This window comes from Achromobacter mucicolens (genome assembly GCF_902859725.1).
Lineage (GTDB): Bacteria > Pseudomonadota > Gammaproteobacteria > Burkholderiales > Burkholderiaceae_B > Achromobacter > Achromobacter mucicolens.
Map to the genome: position 1 here is coordinate 212814 of NZ_CADIJP010000003.1, position 17046 is coordinate 229859.

Annotated in this window: 14 protein-coding genes; 12 read left to right on the plus strand and 2 right to left on the minus strand. The window is 70.0% G+C overall.

Annotated elements, in window-relative coordinates; genetic code table 11:
* The first annotated feature begins 7 nt into the window (after nucleotides 1-7).
* Nucleotides 8-796, plus strand: coding sequence for a hypothetical protein (locus tag HV786_RS04640; RefSeq protein ID WP_175210154.1), 789 nt, complete (start codon nucleotides 8-10; stop codon nucleotides 794-796).
* Nucleotides 797-802: 6 nt separating this feature from the next.
* On the opposite strand, the gene HV786_RS04645 is transcribed toward HV786_RS04640, so the two are convergent.
* Nucleotides 803-1567 (minus strand): class II aldolase/adducin family protein, encoded by a 765-nt coding sequence (locus tag HV786_RS04645; protein WP_063952416.1) that lies wholly within the window; start codon nucleotides 1565-1567, stop codon nucleotides 803-805.
* A gap of 167 nt (nucleotides 1568-1734) precedes the next feature.
* Here HV786_RS04645 and HV786_RS04650 point away from each other — a divergent pair, with 167 nt between their 5' ends.
* From HV786_RS04650 to HV786_RS04665, 4 genes are all read left to right on the plus strand, one after another.
* The gene (locus HV786_RS04650; RefSeq protein WP_056326156.1) at nucleotides 1735-2394 is read left to right on the plus strand and encodes a glutathione S-transferase family protein; all 660 of its coding nucleotides are present in this window, start codon (nucleotides 1735-1737) and stop codon (nucleotides 2392-2394) included.
* A gap of 66 nt (nucleotides 2395-2460) precedes the next feature.
* The gene (locus HV786_RS04655) at nucleotides 2461-4188 is read left to right on the plus strand and encodes an alpha/beta hydrolase (RefSeq protein ID WP_128827160.1); all 1728 of its coding nucleotides are present in this window, start codon (nucleotides 2461-2463) and stop codon (nucleotides 4186-4188) included.
* 18 nt (nucleotides 4189-4206) lie between these two features.
* Nucleotides 4207-4944 carry a hypothetical protein gene (locus HV786_RS04660; protein WP_175210156.1) on the plus strand — a complete coding sequence of 246 codons (738 nt, stop codon included), beginning with the start codon at nucleotides 4207-4209 and terminating at the stop codon, nucleotides 4942-4944.
* Nucleotides 4945-4990: 46 nt separating this feature from the next.
* On the plus strand, nucleotides 4991-6181 hold the full coding sequence (locus HV786_RS04665) for a hypothetical protein (protein ID WP_420809624.1): 1191 nt from the start codon (nucleotides 4991-4993) through the stop codon (nucleotides 6179-6181).
* A gap of 9 nt (nucleotides 6182-6190) precedes the next feature.
* Here the strand turns inward: HV786_RS04665 and HV786_RS04670 are convergent, their stop codons facing one another.
* Nucleotides 6191-8791: a carbohydrate-binding family V/XII gene (locus tag HV786_RS04670; RefSeq protein ID WP_254599440.1), complete on the minus strand. Its 2601-nt coding sequence runs from the start codon at nucleotides 8789-8791 to the stop codon at nucleotides 6191-6193.
* Between the two features lie 387 nt (nucleotides 8792-9178).
* Between HV786_RS04670 and HV786_RS04675 the strand changes: the two genes are divergently transcribed.
* The 7 genes from HV786_RS04675 (at nucleotide 9179) to HV786_RS04705 (ending at nucleotide 17041) form a co-directional block, all read left to right on the plus strand.
* Nucleotides 9179-11461 (plus strand): phage tail sheath family protein, encoded by a 2283-nt coding sequence (locus HV786_RS04675; protein ID WP_175210158.1) that lies wholly within the window; start codon nucleotides 9179-9181, stop codon nucleotides 11459-11461.
* A gap of 67 nt (nucleotides 11462-11528) precedes the next feature.
* The gene (locus HV786_RS04680) at nucleotides 11529-12053 is read left to right on the plus strand and encodes a phage tail protein (RefSeq protein ID WP_056326957.1); all 525 of its coding nucleotides are present in this window, start codon (nucleotides 11529-11531) and stop codon (nucleotides 12051-12053) included.
* A 12-nt stretch (nucleotides 12054-12065) separates the two neighbouring features.
* Nucleotides 12066-12791: a hypothetical protein gene (locus tag HV786_RS04685; RefSeq protein WP_175210160.1), complete on the plus strand. Its 726-nt coding sequence runs from the start codon at nucleotides 12066-12068 to the stop codon at nucleotides 12789-12791.
* Nucleotides 12788-13573 carry a hypothetical protein gene (locus HV786_RS04690; RefSeq protein WP_175210162.1) on the plus strand — a complete coding sequence of 262 codons (786 nt, stop codon included), beginning with the start codon at nucleotides 12788-12790 and terminating at the stop codon, nucleotides 13571-13573. The genes HV786_RS04685 and HV786_RS04690 overlap by 4 nt, the downstream gene beginning before the upstream one ends.
* Nucleotides 13570-14862, plus strand: coding sequence for a Pvc16 family protein (locus HV786_RS04695; protein ID WP_175210164.1), 1293 nt, complete (start codon nucleotides 13570-13572; stop codon nucleotides 14860-14862). The genes HV786_RS04690 and HV786_RS04695 overlap by 4 nt, the downstream gene beginning before the upstream one ends.
* Complete coding sequence (locus tag HV786_RS04700; RefSeq protein ID WP_175210166.1) at nucleotides 14859-16802, plus strand: ATP-binding protein; 1944 nt, start codon at nucleotides 14859-14861, stop codon at nucleotides 16800-16802. The genes HV786_RS04695 and HV786_RS04700 overlap by 4 nt, the downstream gene beginning before the upstream one ends.
* Entirely contained in the window at nucleotides 16799-17041 is a 243-nt protein-coding gene (locus HV786_RS04705) for a hypothetical protein (RefSeq protein ID WP_175210168.1), read from the plus strand. Before HV786_RS04700 ends, HV786_RS04705 begins: the two co-directional genes overlap by 4 nt.
* Nucleotides 17042-17046 lie beyond the last annotated feature (5 nt).

Genomic DNA, 17046 nt, shown 5'->3' on the forward strand with positions numbered 1-17046 from the left:
AAGAATCGTGTCAAAAGTGCTTGCCCTGCTGCTTTGCGCTGCCCTGCCTGCCGCGGCAATGGCCGCCCCCGATACCGAGCCCTTGACGCTCAACGCGGACAACAAGCTGTACTGCAACGCCCAGACCGACTGGTGTGTGGGCATCAAGACCGATGGCGCGTTCGGCGAAAACGGTCCCTTTGCCACCAGCAGGACCCTGCGTGCCGACTACCGGTTCTGGGACTCGCCCGAAATCCCGGACTTCAAGAATTTCTCCGTGTGGCCGGAACTGATCCGGCTGAGCGAAGAACGGGCGCTGGTGGGCGTGGTCGGTCCGGCCGAGCCGGACTTCGAGGCGTCGACGCCGTTCTCGGGCGGCGGCTTCTCGCGCCGCGACCTGTATCTGTACGACGTCAACCTGGGCGAACAGACCGGCGCCAGCCTGGTGCTCGTCATGCCGTACACGGCCGACGCGTCGATCCGCGCGTGCTTCAACGAGGCCGACCAGCAAAAGCGGGCCGGCCAGTGCAGCGACATCTACGAGTTCAAGGCATCGCTGAAGGCCGTGCCGGGCAAGGAACTGCCCGATCTGCAGGTCAAGACGCAGGCGACGCGCTCGCCGGCGGGCGCCAGCCGCTACGAGGACTCCAGCACGCGCCCCCCGCTGACCCAGGCCCAGCTCGCGCCGCAGATCGACAGCCAGTGCAGCTACACCGTGACCTACGCGTGGCAACCGGGCACATCGTCCTACAAGCCGTCCAAACCGCTGCCTGACTGCACGGAATTCCTGTCCGCCGACCCGACCGCGAAAAAATAGTCGCGCTTACTCGGCATACCCCGGATTGCGCCGGTCCAGCCGGCGCAGCAGGCCCGGCCACGCGAGTTGGGCTTTGCGGGCGCGATCGGCGGGCGACTCCACCGCCGCGCGCGCCAGGATGTCGGCCGGAATGTGGGTCAGTTCGCCGCCCGCCTGGGCGCGCACCTGCACCATGCAGGCCGCTTCCAGGCGGTGCATGGCCTGGAAGGCTTCCGCCATGCTCTGGCCGACGGTCAAGAGGCCGTGATTGCGCAGGATGAGGTAGTTGTTCGCGCCCAGGTCGCGCACCAGGCGCGGCTGCTCGTCGGGGTTGAGCGCCAGGCCCTCGTAGTCGTGATAGCTGAGCGAGCGCAGCACGATGAACGCGAATTGCGACAGCGGCAACAGGCCTGCTTTCTGCGCCGACACGGCCACCCCGTTGATCGAATGCGTGTGCAGCACGCACATCGCATCCTTGCGGGCCGCATGGATACAGCTATGGATGGTGAAGCCCGCGGGGTTGATGTCGTATTCCGACGCCATCACCTTGTTGCCGTGCAGGTCGATCTTGACCAGGCTGGACGCGGTGATTTCGTCGAACATCATGCCGTAGGGATTGATGAGGAAATGCTCCGTGCCCGGCACCTTGGCCGTGATGTGCGTGAAGATCAGATCGTCCCACCCAAAAAGCGCCACCAGCCGGTACAGCGCCGCCAGATCCTTGCGGACCTGCCATTCCGTTTCGCCGACCTGTTCGCGCACGCTGGCGCCCTGCTTGCCTGCCGTATCCATCCTGTCTCCGTATTGTTGGTGTCTGCCCGAGGCCACTGCCCCGGGATCCGTCATGCACTGTATTCCTTTTCGCGCGCAACGCGCAGTGGGGCGCGGGACACTCGTCCGTCTGGTGAAACAGCCCCGGACCCATTAACCTGTGAGCCACGGCCCAGGAGACTTCGAGCATGCTGCCTGCACTTTACGGTCATCCCTTTTCCTCGTACACCCAGAAGGTGCTCGTCGCGCTGTACGAAAACGCGACGCCCTTCGAATTTCGCGGCATCGGGCCGGACTCGCCCCAGCATGGCGCCGACTGGCTGCAGCGCTGGCCACTGCGCAAGTTTCCGCTGCTGGTGGACGGCGGCCGCAACATCGCCGAATCCAGCATCATCATCGAATACCTGCAGCTCGCCCACCCCGGCCCGGTCCGGCTGATTCCCGATGACCCGATGGCCGCGCTGGACGTGCGCTTTCTGGACCGCTACTTCGACCTGCACGTCATGTTCTGGATGCAGCACGCGGTCAACGGCGCGCTGACCGGCGACCCCGCCAAGCGCGACGAGGCGCTGGCGCTGACCGCGCAGAAGCTGGAACCGGCGTACGCCTGGATCGACGCGCTCCTGGCCACGCGCACGTGGGCCGCGGGCAGCGACTTCACCCTGGCCGACTGCGCGGCGGCGCCCGCGCTCTTCTACGCCGATTGGACGCATCCGATCGCCGATGCCTATCCGCACCTGCGGGCCTACCGCGCGCGGCTGCTGGCGCGGCCGTCGTTCGCGCGGGCGGTCGATGAAGCCCGGCCGTACCGGCCGCTGTTTCCGCTGGGCGCGCCCGACCGCGACTGAAAACGCCTCGCCCCCCGCGGCAACATGCGAGAATCCCCGCCATTCCCTCCCCGATGAGGACGCACCGTGCAGCAGACCTTGCATCGACACCTGCCTTCCTTCTTCCGGTCGCACCTGGAATCCCTCTCCGGCGTCGGCCTCATGCTCGGCACGTTGTTCTTCGCCGCGGCGCTGACGCCCACGCTCATTCCCCGAACGCACGTCACCCAGGGCGTCCTGGCGGGCGCCTGCCTTGCGGCCGGGTATGGCCTGGGCGTGCTGTGGCATTGGCTGTGGACCTACCTGGAACTGCCCTCGCCCCGCGGCCGCGCCGCGTGGATCATCAATGCCGTCATCGGCCTCTTGTGCGTGGCGGTGGCAATCGTGTTTCTTGGCCGCGCCGCCGAATGGCAAAACACCATCCGCGCCCTCATGCAGATGGAGCCCGTGACCAGCGCCCATCCCATCAAGGTCAGCCTGATCGCCCTGGCCACCTTTGCCGTGCTGCTGGCGCTGGCGCGGCTGTTCAAGCTGATCGCCCGCTATCTTTCCCGGCAGGTGCGGCGCGTCGTGCCGCGGCGTGTGGCCAACGTGACGGGCGCGCTCATCGCCATCCTGATCTTCTGGCTGCTGGCGACCGACGTGTTCTTCCGCGGCGCGCTGCACGTGCTGGACGCCTCGTTCCGCGAATTCGACGCGCTGCTCGAGCCCGAACGCCCGCAGCCCACCGCGGACCTGAAGACGGGCGGCCCCGCCTCGCTGATCCGCTGGAACGAACTGGGCCGCGCCGGCCGCGAATACATCGCCTCCGGCCCCACCGCCAGTGAAATCCAGACGCAGTCGGGACGCGAGGCGCTGGAGCCCATTCGCGTCTACGTCGGCCTGCGCGGCGCGGCAACCCCAGCGGCGCGCGCGCAGCTCGCGCTGGACGAGATGAAGCGCGTGGGCGCCTTTGACCGCTCGGTGCTGGTCGTGATCACGCCCACGGGCACGGGCTGGGTCGACCCCGCGGCGGCGGACTCGCTGGAATACCTGCTGAACGGTGACGTGGCCAGCGTGGCCATGCAGTATTCGTACCTGTCCAGTCCGCTGTCGCTGCTGGCGCAACCCGAATATGGCGCGGAAGCCGCGCGCGCCCTGTTCCAGGCGGTGTATGGCTACTGGACCACGCTGCCCAAGGACCGGCGGCCGCGGCTGTACCTGCACGGCCTGAGCCTGGGCGCGAAGAATTCCGCGGGGTCGGCCGAACTGTTCGAGATGATCGGCGACCCGATCCAGGGCGCACTCTGGAGCGGCCCGCCCTTTGAAAGCCGCGTCTGGCGCACCATTACCGATGCCCGCAATCCCGGCTCGCCCGCCTGGTTGCCCGAACTGCGCGATGGCGCCTTCGTGCGCTTCATGAACCAGAACGGCTCGCCGGTGCCGGCCGACGCGCCTTGGGGGCCGATGCGCGTCGTCTACCTGCAATACGCGAGCGACCCGGTCACATTCTTCGACTATCGCGACCTGTATCGTCCGCCCGCGTGGATGAGCGCGCCGATGGGCCCGGACGTGTCGCCGGAACTGCGCTGGTATCCCGTGGTGACCATGTTGCAGCTTGCGCTGGATATGGCGGTGGGCACCGCGACGCCGATGGGGTATGGACACGTCTACGCGCCGCAGCATTATGTCGACGCCTGGGTCGCGGTGACCGGCGTGTCCGGCTGGACGCCCGACGCCCTGGAAGGGCTGAAGGCCTATCTCCTGGAGCGCGCGCAAGCGGCGATGGAAGACGAAGACGGCGACGAAGGCGCCTACGAGGGACGCGGAGGCTAGGCGCGGCAGGCGCGGCTCATGAATCACCCCATGCAGGATCGATTGACGTCGTTCTTCTTTTCGCGCGATGACGCCTTGCGCAGCCGCAGCGTCAGCGCGCGCCTGCTGGCCGCGAACCTGGACGTGCCCGCGCCGCCCGCGCGCATCATGGCCGATTGGGATCGCGAGATCCGGACCCGGCTGGCGCTGGAGCCGGGCGACGTCGAGCAGATGCCGCTGTCGCGCACCCGCGCCCGCTGGCCGGAGTTCGGCCTTTGCGTGCAGGCCATGCGCGACTGGACGCGCGCGCAGGGACTGGGCGAGGTCCTGGCGGCCAGCGACATGGCGCTCATGGCCTGCCGCGGCGCGCGCTATCACCACGACGGCAGCCAATACGGCGGCGCCGCGTTCTGCAATCTGTTCCTGTCCGATGACAAGGGCCTGGACGTGCATTTTCCCGGCACCGGGCACCGCATCCCACTTAAGCGCGGCGTCGCCATCGTCTTTGACACCTGCCAGCCCCACGCCGTCATCGCCCGCCACGCAAGCGGCTACGACGAAGCGGACTTCCCGGAGGCACAGGATCTGGCGCAACTCTTTCTGACCTGGGAACTGCCCAACGAAGACCCGGCGGTTGCGCAGGCGCTGGCGATCGCCTTCGATGTCGAGCCGGGGCTGGCGTCGCGGCTGGACGAAGAAGCGGTGTGGGCGGGCGGCCGCCGCGTCAGCGTGGACCCCGAGCGCGGCCATTGGCAACCGGCGGCGCTGGACCCCTGACGCGTCGGGTATATTGACCGGCCCACGTCTCAGGGTCCCCACGCAGATGTCCTTTCCCTTTGCACGCACGCGCCCGATCCGGTTTGGCGTCCTGACGCTGGCCATGCTGTGGCAGGCAGGCCATGCCGGCGCCGCCGAGCGCACCGTCTACACCGGCACGCTGCAAGGCGTGGGCGACATCGTGATGGAGCTGGACAGCGCCACGGCCGGCAACGCGCTGACGGGCCGCTACTTCTATCCCAAACATGGCGTGGACATCCCGCTGAAAGGCAGCGAAGCCGCGCTGCAAGAGCCGATGACTTTTGCTGCCGCCACGGCGCCCGGCGCGCCGCCGGCAGCCACGTGGCAAGGCAAGCGCGACGCGCAGGGCTATCAAGGCGTGTGGATCGAAACGCGCACGGGCAAGCAGCGCACCTTCACGCTGCAGCGGGTCGCGCAATACGACGCCGGGGCGTTGGAGCGCGAGGGCAGCATCGGCTTTGACGAAGACATCGATGCGGCGCGCGTCCCCTACGACACGCTCAAGCTTGCCGGTCACGCCGTGCCCGTGGGCGCGGACGTGGGCAGCGCCACCGTGGCGTATCGCATGTGGCGCGACCCGCGCACCCAGTTCAGCTATCCGCGGCTCTCGCGCCATCCGGACCCGCAGGTCATGGCGCGCGTCAATCACCTGCTTGAGCAACGCCACTGGCGCATGAGCCACGCGGCGTTGGCCTGCAAGGCCTCGGCCTACACCAGCGGCGGCCCGTCGGCCGGCACACTGGCCAACTACGAGGAAGAAGTCGTGGCCGTGCCCTGGCTGTCCCGCGCCATGATGACGGTGACCGAATCCGGCAGCCTGGATTGCGGCGGCGCGCATCCGAACAACCACTTCGATCCCTACACGTTCGACCTGCTGCGCGGCGAAACCCTGGATTGGAACCGCGTGTTCGACGCCTACCAGCCGGGCAGCCGCGAGCCCCGCCCCGCGCTGACGGCGCTGGTCGGCCAGGCGCAGAAAACCCTGGCCGCGCGCGACGAGGCCGGGCTGACCGAAGACCGTTCCAAGGAAGGTTGCTGGGACCTGTGGCCGGCCTACCTTGCGCTGGGCGCCACGACGCCCGGCGCACTCAGCCTGTCGGTATCCGGCGTGGGCCACGCGTCGGGCGTGTGTCTGGGAACGCTGGCGCAGGTGCCTTTCGACGACCTCACGCCGTACCTGAAGCCGGGCGGCGAGGCGTATCTGGTGCAGGACTGAGCGAGACGCTCAGCGCCTGAACCCGCCGCCGCCCCTGAATCCGCCAAACCCGCCGCCAAAGCTGCGGCCCTCCATCCCGCGCCCCTGCCATCCGCCTTCGCCACGGCCTTGCCAGCCGCCCGCGGATTCGCCCATGCGGTTTTGCCAGCCGCCGCCGTTCATGCCGCCCGCCGGCTGCGTCGAATAATCGCGCGCCTGGCGCTGCGCGTTCAGGTAGTTGGACTGCGTGTTCGGCTGGACCGGCTGCCAGCCCGAGGACGTGTGCTGCTGCCAGCCGTTGTCGTTGTGTTCGTACACGTTGCCGTTGTGGTCCGCGTACACGTTGCCGTTGTTCCACGCCATGCCGCTGCCGGTGTTGCGGTTGTAGGTGGCGCCGCGCCGGTCGACGCTGTCCGCGCCCTGCCCCGCCGTGCCGGTCGCGCCGGCGGCGGAATACGTGGTGCGGCCGGTGTCGGCATTGGTGCGCACGTTCTGCCGGCCCGCAGCCCATTGGCCGTCGTCGTTCTCGACCGCGCCCGCGCGGCCCGCGCCCGATGCACCAGTGACCGGGTCGGTGTAGGCGCCCCGGCGGCCCGCCGCGGCATTGCCCGTGTATTCGTTGTAGGCCGCGCCGCGCGTGCCTTCGAAGGCGGCGCCGGTTTGCGGGTTGTAGCCTTCGGCGTGCGCGCCCTGCCATTCGGTGCCCGTCCAGCCATTCCACCCGGCCGCGTGGGTGACCGTGCCGGAACCGCCCCACGCGCCGTAGACGTCCACCTTGTTCACGTCGACGCCGCCCCAATAGGGCGCGCCATAATACGGGCCCCAGTAAGGCGCCGCCCCGCCCCAGGCTTCGGCTGCGGCAAACCCGAAGGCAAAGCCCGCCGCGGAATCGAAGGCCGCGTTGTAGCCATAGCTGGGCGGATAGCCGACCCAGGTGTTCTGCACGATCGTGGGCGGGTAGGAATAGCCCGTGCCGTAGACAACCGTGCCGTCCGGCGCGACGACCACGCCCATGTAGCCCGGCGAATAGCCGAACACCACGCTCTGCGGCGTCGAGCCATAGACCTGCACATAGGTCACGTAGTGCAACGGCGAAGTGGCGGGAATGGCGTAGATGGCCGCGGGCACATGGTCGGCCACGCGCCACGGTCCGGTGGGCGAATCCGACACGAACCACACCGCATGCGACAACGCGTAGTAACGGCCTTCGGCCTGGATGACCGGTACCTGCGAATTGGCCGCGTAGTGCAGCGTCGTGCCCTCGATGGGGCGCAGCACCGGCGCGCCGCCGGCGTACTCGACCTGCAGCCTGGCGGCGCTGCGCGACACGGTTGCCGTCTGCGGAATGGTCGATGCGATGACGGCTTCGCGGGCCTGCGGCGTGCCGGGCACCGACACCAGCACCCCGCCCTGCGGATCGCGCGCCGGAATGCGCGCGAAGTCGCGCGGCAGGTCCTTGCCCGGCACATACGACCACGGTCCCTCAAGCCGGGGGCCGCGGAACCAGCGCCCCGACACAAGCAGGTAATAGCGGTTGTCGCCCGGATTCATGAACACGGCGTGGTCGGCATTGGTGACCGACAGCAGCGAGGTCCCGGGCACCGGCCGCAACTCGGCCTGGCCGATCGTGATCAGAAGCTCTGCCGGCACCGTGGACACTTCGACATCGGGCGCGCGATGCGGCGCCTTGCCGTCATGCGGCATCAAGGGGTCCGCCGCAGGGCCGCGCCGTGCGGCGTCGGCGGCGGCCAGCAGCGCGGGTGACGGTTGCGCCACGGTGCGCCAGGGCCCGTTGATGCCGCCCGCGTCATACCAGTGGCCTGCCGCCTGCAGGTACAGACGTCCGGCGTTGTCGCCCAGAATCAGCGCGCGGGTGTTGACGACGCGGCGCCAGCCCGGCGTGCCGGGCAGCGCCGTCCACGCGGGCGGGCCGTCGACCAGCACCAGGATCGCCGGGACCGTGCGGTAGACGATGCGTGGCGGCGTGTTGTCCACGGGCACCGTCTTGGTGGCCGGGTTGTTCTGCGACAGCGCATAGCTCAGCTGCAACCCGTCCAACGGCGTGACCACGCCCTTGGGTGGAATACGGGCCTCCAGCTCGCTGCGCAGCCGCGCGGCCTCTTGGGGCGCCGTCGGCACCTGCACGCGTTCGATGCGTATGTCCGACAGGCGCACCAGCCCGGCGGGCTTGTTCACGTCGGCGCGCGCGGAGAATTCCGCGACGCCGTAGGTCGGGTTGCCCTTGGCCGGCCCCACGGCGACGGCCATGCGGCCGGACAGGCGGTCGGCGGTCCAGGTGTCGATCTGCGGCTGGTAGAGCTCGACCCGCGCGCCGTCCGGCGCGGAAAAACTGCGCGGCCATTGCAGCGCGCGCGCGGCGGACGAATCGGGTTGGGGTTGGCCGGCGCCAGGCTGCGCGGCGGGCTGGACCGCGCCCGGCGGGGTCGCGGCCGCGGCGCCGGACTGGCCGGGACTTTGCGGCTGCGCGGCGGCGCCGAAGGCCAGCGTCGTTCCAGCCGCCACGCCCAGCATCACCCGCGCAATCCGCAGCCGGTGGCCGGTATCGCAGAAAGGGGCAGGCAAGCGGAAAAGCCAGGCATGCAGATGCAGCCATCGGGACACGCCATGCATATCACGCTCCTTGAGGTTCGAACCGCCTACCCGAATGAAAGCGGGCGCCGCCGCTTCGGGTTATACGCCAGCGGGGCCCCGCGTTCAATGGCGGCAAGTTCCGAGCTGACCGCGCCCTGAATAAGAAACAGATCGTTAATGCCGTTAAAAAGCTATTGATCGCATCAGACAGAACTTCTATAACTCGTTCCTACCAGGGCTTGCTGCTTTTGCCCGATTGCCTTTCCGCTGCAATCCAACTAGAGCGGCGCAACGCCCGCCAACCCGCGCAAGCCTCGCGCGAATCGCCAGCCCTTCCTGCCCCGCTCAAGCGGCGCGCTGGCGGCTCTCTAAGCCTCTCCTGCGGCATGGACTTCCCGTCCGGACAGCCGCGCGAAGGAGCAGCTCATGGCCCTTACCCTGTCCCATCCCGGGGTTTACATCCAGGAAATTCCCAGCGGCGTTCGCACGATTGCCGGGGTCGCGACCTCGGTCGCCGCCTTCCTGGGAGCGGCCCCGCGCGGTCCCGTCAACAAGGCGGTCCGGATATTCAGCTTCTCCGACTATGAGCGCGCCTTTGGCGGGCTTGCCGACGATTCCGAGCTTGGTTATGCGGTGCGCCAGTTCTTCGTGAACGGCGGCACGGATGCCTGGGTCGTGCGGGTGGTCAAGGAAGCATCGCCCGCGCAGCGCGTCCTGCGCAGCGCCACGGCGGTGGACGTGCTGACGGTCCGGGCGCTGGACCCCGGCGTGTCCGGCAACAGCATCCAGGTGCGGGTGGACTACGCCACCGCCGTGCCGTCCAGCACCTTCAACATCCAGTTCATCCGCGCCAGCGATGGGCGGGCGGAAAGCTATGCCAACGTCTCTCTGAACGCCAAGGACCCGCGTTATCTGCTGGACCTGGTGCAGGGCGTATCTCAGCTTGTCAGGCTGGAGCGGATGCTGTCGCAGGGCGCGCTGGACGCGCTGCCTGCGGGCACCAGCGTCAGCGGCATGTTGGGCGACGTACAGACGCTGCTGGACGCGACGCACACCGATTTCCGCGTGGCCGTCAACGGGCTGGAGCCCGTCGGCGTCAGCATCGCGCTGCCCGGCGACATCGCGGGCGGCACCGCGACGCAGCGCCTGACGGCGCTGGCCGCCGCGATCCAGGCCAAGGTGCGGGCGCAGGCGATGGGCCGTCCGGCGCTGGCCAATTTCACGGCGGCGCGCAGCGGCAACACCCTTGTCATGACCTCCGGCGCGGGCGGCGAAAACGCCAGCGTGCGCGTGCTGCCCGGCGCGCGCAACAACGCCGCGGGCGTGCTGATGCTGGGGTCGCTGGCGGGCGGCGTCGAGACCGACGGCGCGGCCATCATCCGCCCCGCGCCCACCCCCGACGCGGCCACGCTGACCAGCGACACCTTCGGCGCGACCGACCTGGACGCGTTGCCCGACGCCACGCACACCAGCCTGCGCATCACGCTGGACGGCCTGGGCCCGGAACTCGTAAGCGTGGGCGACGCCAGTGCCGCGGGCGGCTCGCTGGCCGCCAAGCTGGAAGATGTGGCGGCGCGATTGCAGGCCGCGGTGCGCGCGCTGCGCCCGGGCACGCCCGCCTTCCGCGACTTCACGGCGCGGGTGCAGGGCAGCACGCTGGTGCTGGCCAGCGGCTCGCGCGGCATGGGCTCCACCATCGCGGTGGCAGCGGCCCCGGCCAACGATCTGGCGGCGTCGCTGCATCTGATGGCGGGCGCCGTCGCCTCGCCCCCGCCGGTCGACGCGCTGCTGGAAGGCGGCACCGAAACGCCGTACGGGCCGGACGACGTCTATGCCGCGTTCATCGGCAGCCGTGCGCTGCGCCAGGGGCTGTATGCGCTGGAAGACGCCGACATATTCAACCTGCTCTGCCTGCCCGCCATCACGCACGGCGGCGTCCTGGCCGACGCCGCGTCGTACTGCGAGGAGCGGCGCGCCTTCATGATCGTGGACGCGCCGCCCACGGCCACCGATCCCGCCTCGATGGTCGCCGTGGCCAACGGCACCGCGCTGCCCAAGTCGGATCACGCGGCCGTCTACTACCCGTGGACGTACGTGTCCGATCCGCTCAAGAACGGCAAGCCGCGCCTGGCGCCGCCCTGCGGCACCGTCGCCGGCCTGTATGCGCGCACGGATGGCAACCGGGGCGTATGGAAGGCCCCCGCGGGCACGGACGCCAACCTGACCGGCGTCGTCTCGCTGGCCACCACGCTGACCGATGGCGAGAACGGCAGCCTGAACCCGCTGGGGGTCAACTGCCTGCGCACGTTCCCGGTGTACGGCGCGGTCTGCTGGGGCGCGCGCACGCTGCGCGGCGCCGACCAGCTCACCTCCGAATACAAGTACGTGCCCGTGCGGCGCCTGGCCCTGTACCTGGAGGAATCGCTCTATCGCGGCACGCAGTGGGTGGTGTTCGAACCCAACGACGAGCCGCTGTGGGCGCAGATCCGCCTGAACATCGGCGCGTTCATGAACACGCTATTCCGCCAGGGCGCCTTTCAGGGCAGTTCGCCGCGCGAGGCCTATCTGGTCAAGTGCGACCGGGAAACCACCACGCAGGACGACATCAATCGTGGCGTGGTCAACATCCTGGTGGGGTTCGCGCCGCTCAAGCCCGCCGAGTTCGTCGTCATCAGCATCCAGCAACTGGCCGGCCAGATACAGGCTTGAGCCCGGCGTGCGGCGGCGCCGCTTGCGGCCCGCAACGCCCGCCGACCAGGGTTACCAGGAGATTGCCATGGCGCAGTTCACCGTCAATCCGCAGCGCTTCGACCCGTACAAGAATTTCAAATTCCGGGTGAAGTGGGATGGCCGCTATGTGGCCGGCATCAGCAAGGTGTCGGCGCTCAAGCGCACCACCGAAGTGGTCGAGCACCGCGAAGGCGGCGACCCGTCCAGCGGACGCAAGTCCCCCGGCCGCAGCAAGTACGAGGCGGTGACGCTGGAGCGCGGCGTCACGCACGACCGCGAGTTCGAGCAGTGGGCCAACAAGGTGTGGAACTTTGGCTCGGGGCTTGGCAGCGAGGTGTCGCTGAAGAACTTTCGCAAGGACATCATCATCGAGGTCTACAACGAAGCCGGGCAACTGGTGCTGGCCTACAAGGTGTTCCGCTGCTGGGTGTCGGAATACCAGGCCATCCCGGATCTGGACGCCAACGCCAACGCCGTCGCGATTCAGACCATCAAGCTGGAAAACGAAGGATGGGAGCGCGACTACGAAGTTGCCGAGCCGTCCGAACCGAGCTTTGTCGAGCCGGCTTGATGGAGCGCCGTGATGAACGCCCTGATCGAATCGCAGATGCTTGCGCTGTGGGAGGCAGGCCGTGACCGCCACCCGATAGATCGTGGCCTGCGCGCGCTGGCCGTGGCGATGCCCGGCGTGGAGGTGGCGTCACGGCCGGTCGGATGGCGGACGCTGGCATTGCTGCGCCTGCGGCGCGCGACATTCGGCGCGCGGCTGCCGGCCTGCGCCGATTGCCCGGCGTGCGGCGCGGCGATGGCGTTTGACCTGGATCTGGCCGCGCTGATCGAGACCCTGCCCGCGCCGCCGGAACGCGGGTCCGCCGAACCCATGTTCGACGCGCACGGCGCCGCCTGGCGACTGCCCAGCAGCCGGGACCAGGCGCACGCGGCGATGGCCGCCGACAGCGAAGCCGCGCTCGCCCTGTTGCTGCGCGCGTGCCGCGTCGGCACACCGCCCGAGGCCAGCCTGCCGCAAGGCGCGGCGCTGGCAGACATCGAAGCGCGCATGGAGGCGCTGGACCCCGCCGCCAACATCGAGCTGTCATTGCGCTGCGCCGACTGCGCGCACGCCTGGTCGGCGGCGTTGGATGCCGACATCTGCCTGTGGGACGACATCAGCCTGTGCGCGCGCGGCCTGTTGCGCGACGTGCATCGCCTGGCGCGCGCCTACGGCTGGACCGAGCCGCAGGTGCTGGCGCTGGGCCCGGCCCGGCGCGCCGCCTACCTGGCGCTGGCCGGCAGCGAGGCCATGCCATGAGCGGATTCCTGCGCCAGTTGGCCAGCCGCAGCCTGGGCACCGCCCCGCGTCTGCGCAGCGCGCCGTCGCCGCTGGCGGCGGCGCTGCATGGCGTCGTGCCGCAGGATCCGTTGCGCGCCGACACGCAGGATCAGGTCAGTCACCTGGCCGGGCACGATTCGGCCGCGCAGGCCGGCAGTGGCTTGGCGGACACCGGGAACCGCCTGGGGCAGAGGTTTTCACAAGGGGCGGCTTTCGGGGCACACGGACATGCCGACGAGGCGGCGGATGTGCATGCACGCGCCACCGGGCGCGAAGCGGCGATGCCGCAGAGGCACTTTATTGCGAGCGCGCCAGTGACCGATGCCGGTATGCGAACGTCCGGCGCGCCGCAGCGCACGGACGCGGCGCGCCCGCCATTACGCCGCCCGATCGTGCCCGATCCGGGCGATCGGGATTCAATCTCCCTTGAGGCGCAGCGGCCCATTTCCGCAATCGTGACGCCGCCCGCTCGCACTGAGTCCGAAACATCGATGCACGCCGCGCCGCCGATCACCGATGTTGTCAACGCACCGGCGGGCACCAATGCCGCCGCCGAAGAAACGCAGCCCGACCATGCCGCACGGCGCGACGCCGCATCCCCAGCGTCTCGTCCCGCCGAGCAATCGTCCACGCCCGACGTGCACATCACCATCGACCGCCTTGAGGTCGCGCCTCCGCCGCCGCGCGCCGCGGCCGCTCCACGATCGTCCGCGCTCTCGTTGCGCGACTACCTGGCCGCGCGCCGCGCGGGGCTGCCATGAGCAACGCGCTGGCGATCGCGGCGGTCACTGCCGTCATCAAGGACCTGCTCGACTCGGGCATGATCGACCACGCCGTGACGGACACGCTGGGCGCGGGCGTCAAGGTGTCCGCGCTGGCCCCCGACGCCGTGTCGCTGGACAACCAGGAAGACCCGCAGCTGAACCTGTTCCTGCATCAGGTAACGCCCAACGCCGCATGGCGCAATGCGGCGCTGCCGTCGCGCGATGCCGCCGGCGACCGCATCGCCAATCCGCCGCTGGCCCTGGACCTGCACTATCTGCTGACGGCCTATGGCCGCGCCGAACTGCAGGCCGAAGTGCTGCTGGGCTACGCCCTGCAACTGCTGCATGAGTCGGCCGTGCTGCCGCGCGAGGCCGTGCGCCGCGCGCTGGATCCGGACGTGGTCGACGGCGCCATCTTGCCCACGGTGTACCAGAGCCTGCGCGGCGCGGATCTGGCCAGCCAGATCGAACTGTTGAAGATCACGCCCGCGGCGCTGGGCGCCGAAGAGATGTCGCGCCTGTGGTCCGCGCTACAGGCCCACTACCGGCCGACCGCGGCGTTCCAGGTGTCGGTGGTGCTGATCGAATCGCGCCGGCCCGCGCGCGGCGCCCTGCCCGTGCTGACCCGCGGCGAGGCCATCCCCGGCACGCCGCGCGACCGGGGCGTGCTGGTCTTTCCCGGCCTGACGCCGCCGCTGCCCACGCTCTTGTCCGTGCAACCGGCGGGCAGGCAACCGGTTGCCGTGCCCGGCGGATCCGTGACGCTCGTGGGGCATCATCTGGACGGCCTGGCGCGGCGGGTGACGCTGCGCCACTCCACGCTGGACGCCGAGCGCGACGTGCCGGTCGAGGCCGGCACGGATACCTGGCTGCGGCTGACGATGCCGGCAGACCTGCCTGTCGGCCTGTACCGCGTGCATGCCCACGTGCAGGCCGCGGATACCGGCGTGCCGCGCGACAGCAATCAGCTTGCGCTGGTGCTGGCGCCCGAACCCGTGCTGCCGCCGGCCTCGGCCACGCGCAACGGCGGCACGGTACGCATGACGCTGGGCATCGCGCCGCCGCTCTTGCCCGGCCAGGCCGCCAGCCTGCTGTTGGGAGACCGGGAACTGCCCGCCGAACCCGCAGCCGCGCCCGCCAGCGCGCTCATCTTCGAATGGCGCGACGCGCCGCCAGCAGGTACGCGGTTTCTGGCGCGCCTGCGGGTGGACGGCATCGAAAGCCCGCTGGTGGACCGCGAGTCGGTCCCCGTCCGCTACCTTGACCGCCAGATCGAGCTGCCATGAACGCGCGCGCGCCCACCGGCTGGACCGAAGCCAACCAGCAATTGCTGGCCGCGGAGTTCACGCGGCTGCGTACTCGGCTGCGCAAACCCGGCAGCCGGCCGCCCCGGCACGGCGCGCAACAGCTGGCCCAGGCGCGCGCCGCCATGGACGGCGACGCCGCCATCGACCAGCTGACGGCCATCTTCGGCCTGTCGGCGTTCGAGCGCGACCTGCTGCTGTTGTGCGCCGGCATCGAGATGGACGCGGTGCTGGCGGACCTTTGCGCCCACGCAAACGGCCGCGGCGGCGGCCAGCGCCACGCCAGCTTCGCGCTGGCGCTGGCCGAGCTTGAAGGCGCTCATTGGAGCGCGCTGTCGCCGCAACGCCCGCTGCGCCGCTGGCGTCTGCTGGACGTGGACGACACCACCGACTTGAGCACCGCGCGGTTGCGCATCGACGAACGCGTGCTGCACTACCTGGCCGGGTTGAACGAACCCGACGCGCGCCTTCGCCCGCTGTTGCGTCCAGCGCTGCCCCTGCCCCACGCCGCGCCCGCGCACGAGGAGGCAGCGCAGCAGATCGCCGCGCAGGTGGCCGCCGCGCAAGGCACGCCATTGCCGGTGTTCGTGCTGGAAGGCGACGATGCCGGCGCGCACGAGGACGTGGCGGCGCGCGCCGCGCATGCCGCCGGGCTGGCGTGCCTGGCGCTGGCCGCCGAAGACGTGCCGGCGGACGCGGCCGAACGCAACGCCATGCTGACGCTCTGGCAGCGCGAGGCCGTGCTGCTGGGCGCCGGCCTGTACGTCGACGCGTCCGACGGCTTGCCGCCCGCGGCGCGGCATCTGGTGGAACAGGCCGGCGGCCTGTGCCTTGTGGGGGTGCGCGAGCCGGTCGCCTTGCGCGCGGCGTCGCGTCATTACGCCGTGAGCCGGCCGCAGGAGGCGGACCGCCGAACCTTGTGGCGGCAGGCATTGGGTCCGCAGGCAGCCGCGCGTGCGGGCCAGGCGGTGGACCATGCAGCCAGCCAGTTCGGACTGGACTCGCGCACCTTGCAGCTCACCGCCGCGGCGCTCGCGCCCGCGCTGCTGGCGGACGGCGCCGATCCGGCCGCCGTGCTGTGGCAGGGTTGCGCGCAGGCCAGCCGCCGCCGGCTGGACGGGTTGGCGCAGCGCCTGACGCCCGCGGCAGGCTGGAATGACCTGGTGCTGCCCGAGCCGCAGTTGGCGGTATTGCGCCAGATCGCGGCGCATCTGCGCCAGCGCTACCGCGTTCACCAGGATTGGGGATTTGCCGCCGCGCAATCTCGCGGACTGGGCCTTGCCACCCTCTTCACCGGCGAAAGCGGCACCGGCAAGACCATGGCCGCCGAGGCGCTGGCGCGCGAGACGGGACTGGACCTGTACCGCATCGACCTGTCCGCCGTCGTCAGCAAGTACATCGGCGAAACCGAAAAGAACCTGCGGCGCCTGTTCGAAGCCGCCGAGGACGGCGGCGCGATTTTGCTCTTTGACGAAGCCGACGCGCTTTTCGGCAAGCGGTCGGAGGTCAAGGACAGCCATGACCGCTACGCCAACATCGAGATCAGCTACCTGCTGCAACGCATGGAGTCCTACCGCGGCCTGGCGGTGCTGACCACCAACCTGAAGTCCAACCTGGACAGCGCATTCCTGCGGCGGCTGCGCTTTGTCGTGCAGTTTCCGTTTCCCGACCAGGACCAGCGCGCGCGCATCTGGCGCGGCGTGTTCCCGGCCGCCACGCCCACCCGCGACCTCGATCCGCGCCAGTTGGCGCGGTTGAACCTGACGGGCGGCAGCATCCGCAACGTCGCGCTGAACGCGGCCTTCCTGGCCGCCGACGCCGGCTCCGATGTCACCATGGCTCACGTGCTGCAAGCCGCGCACGCCGAAGCCGCCAAACGCGAACGGCCCCTGGCCGACGCCGAAACGAGGGGATGGCCATGAAATCCGCAATCCATCTGCATATCCGCGCGCTCAGCCTGCCGAGCCACGACGCCGCCCAGCGCAATGCGTTCGTGGCTGCCCTGGTGCACGAACTGGTGCGGCGCGCCGCGCAGCACAGCGGCGCCGCCGCCGATGGCAGCGCCGATCAGCTGCGCACCGTGGCGGACGGCCCGCAGGCGGAACAGGCCGGGGCGCAAGCGGGGCGCGCCATCGCCGACACGTTCCACCTCAAGCATTGAGCCTG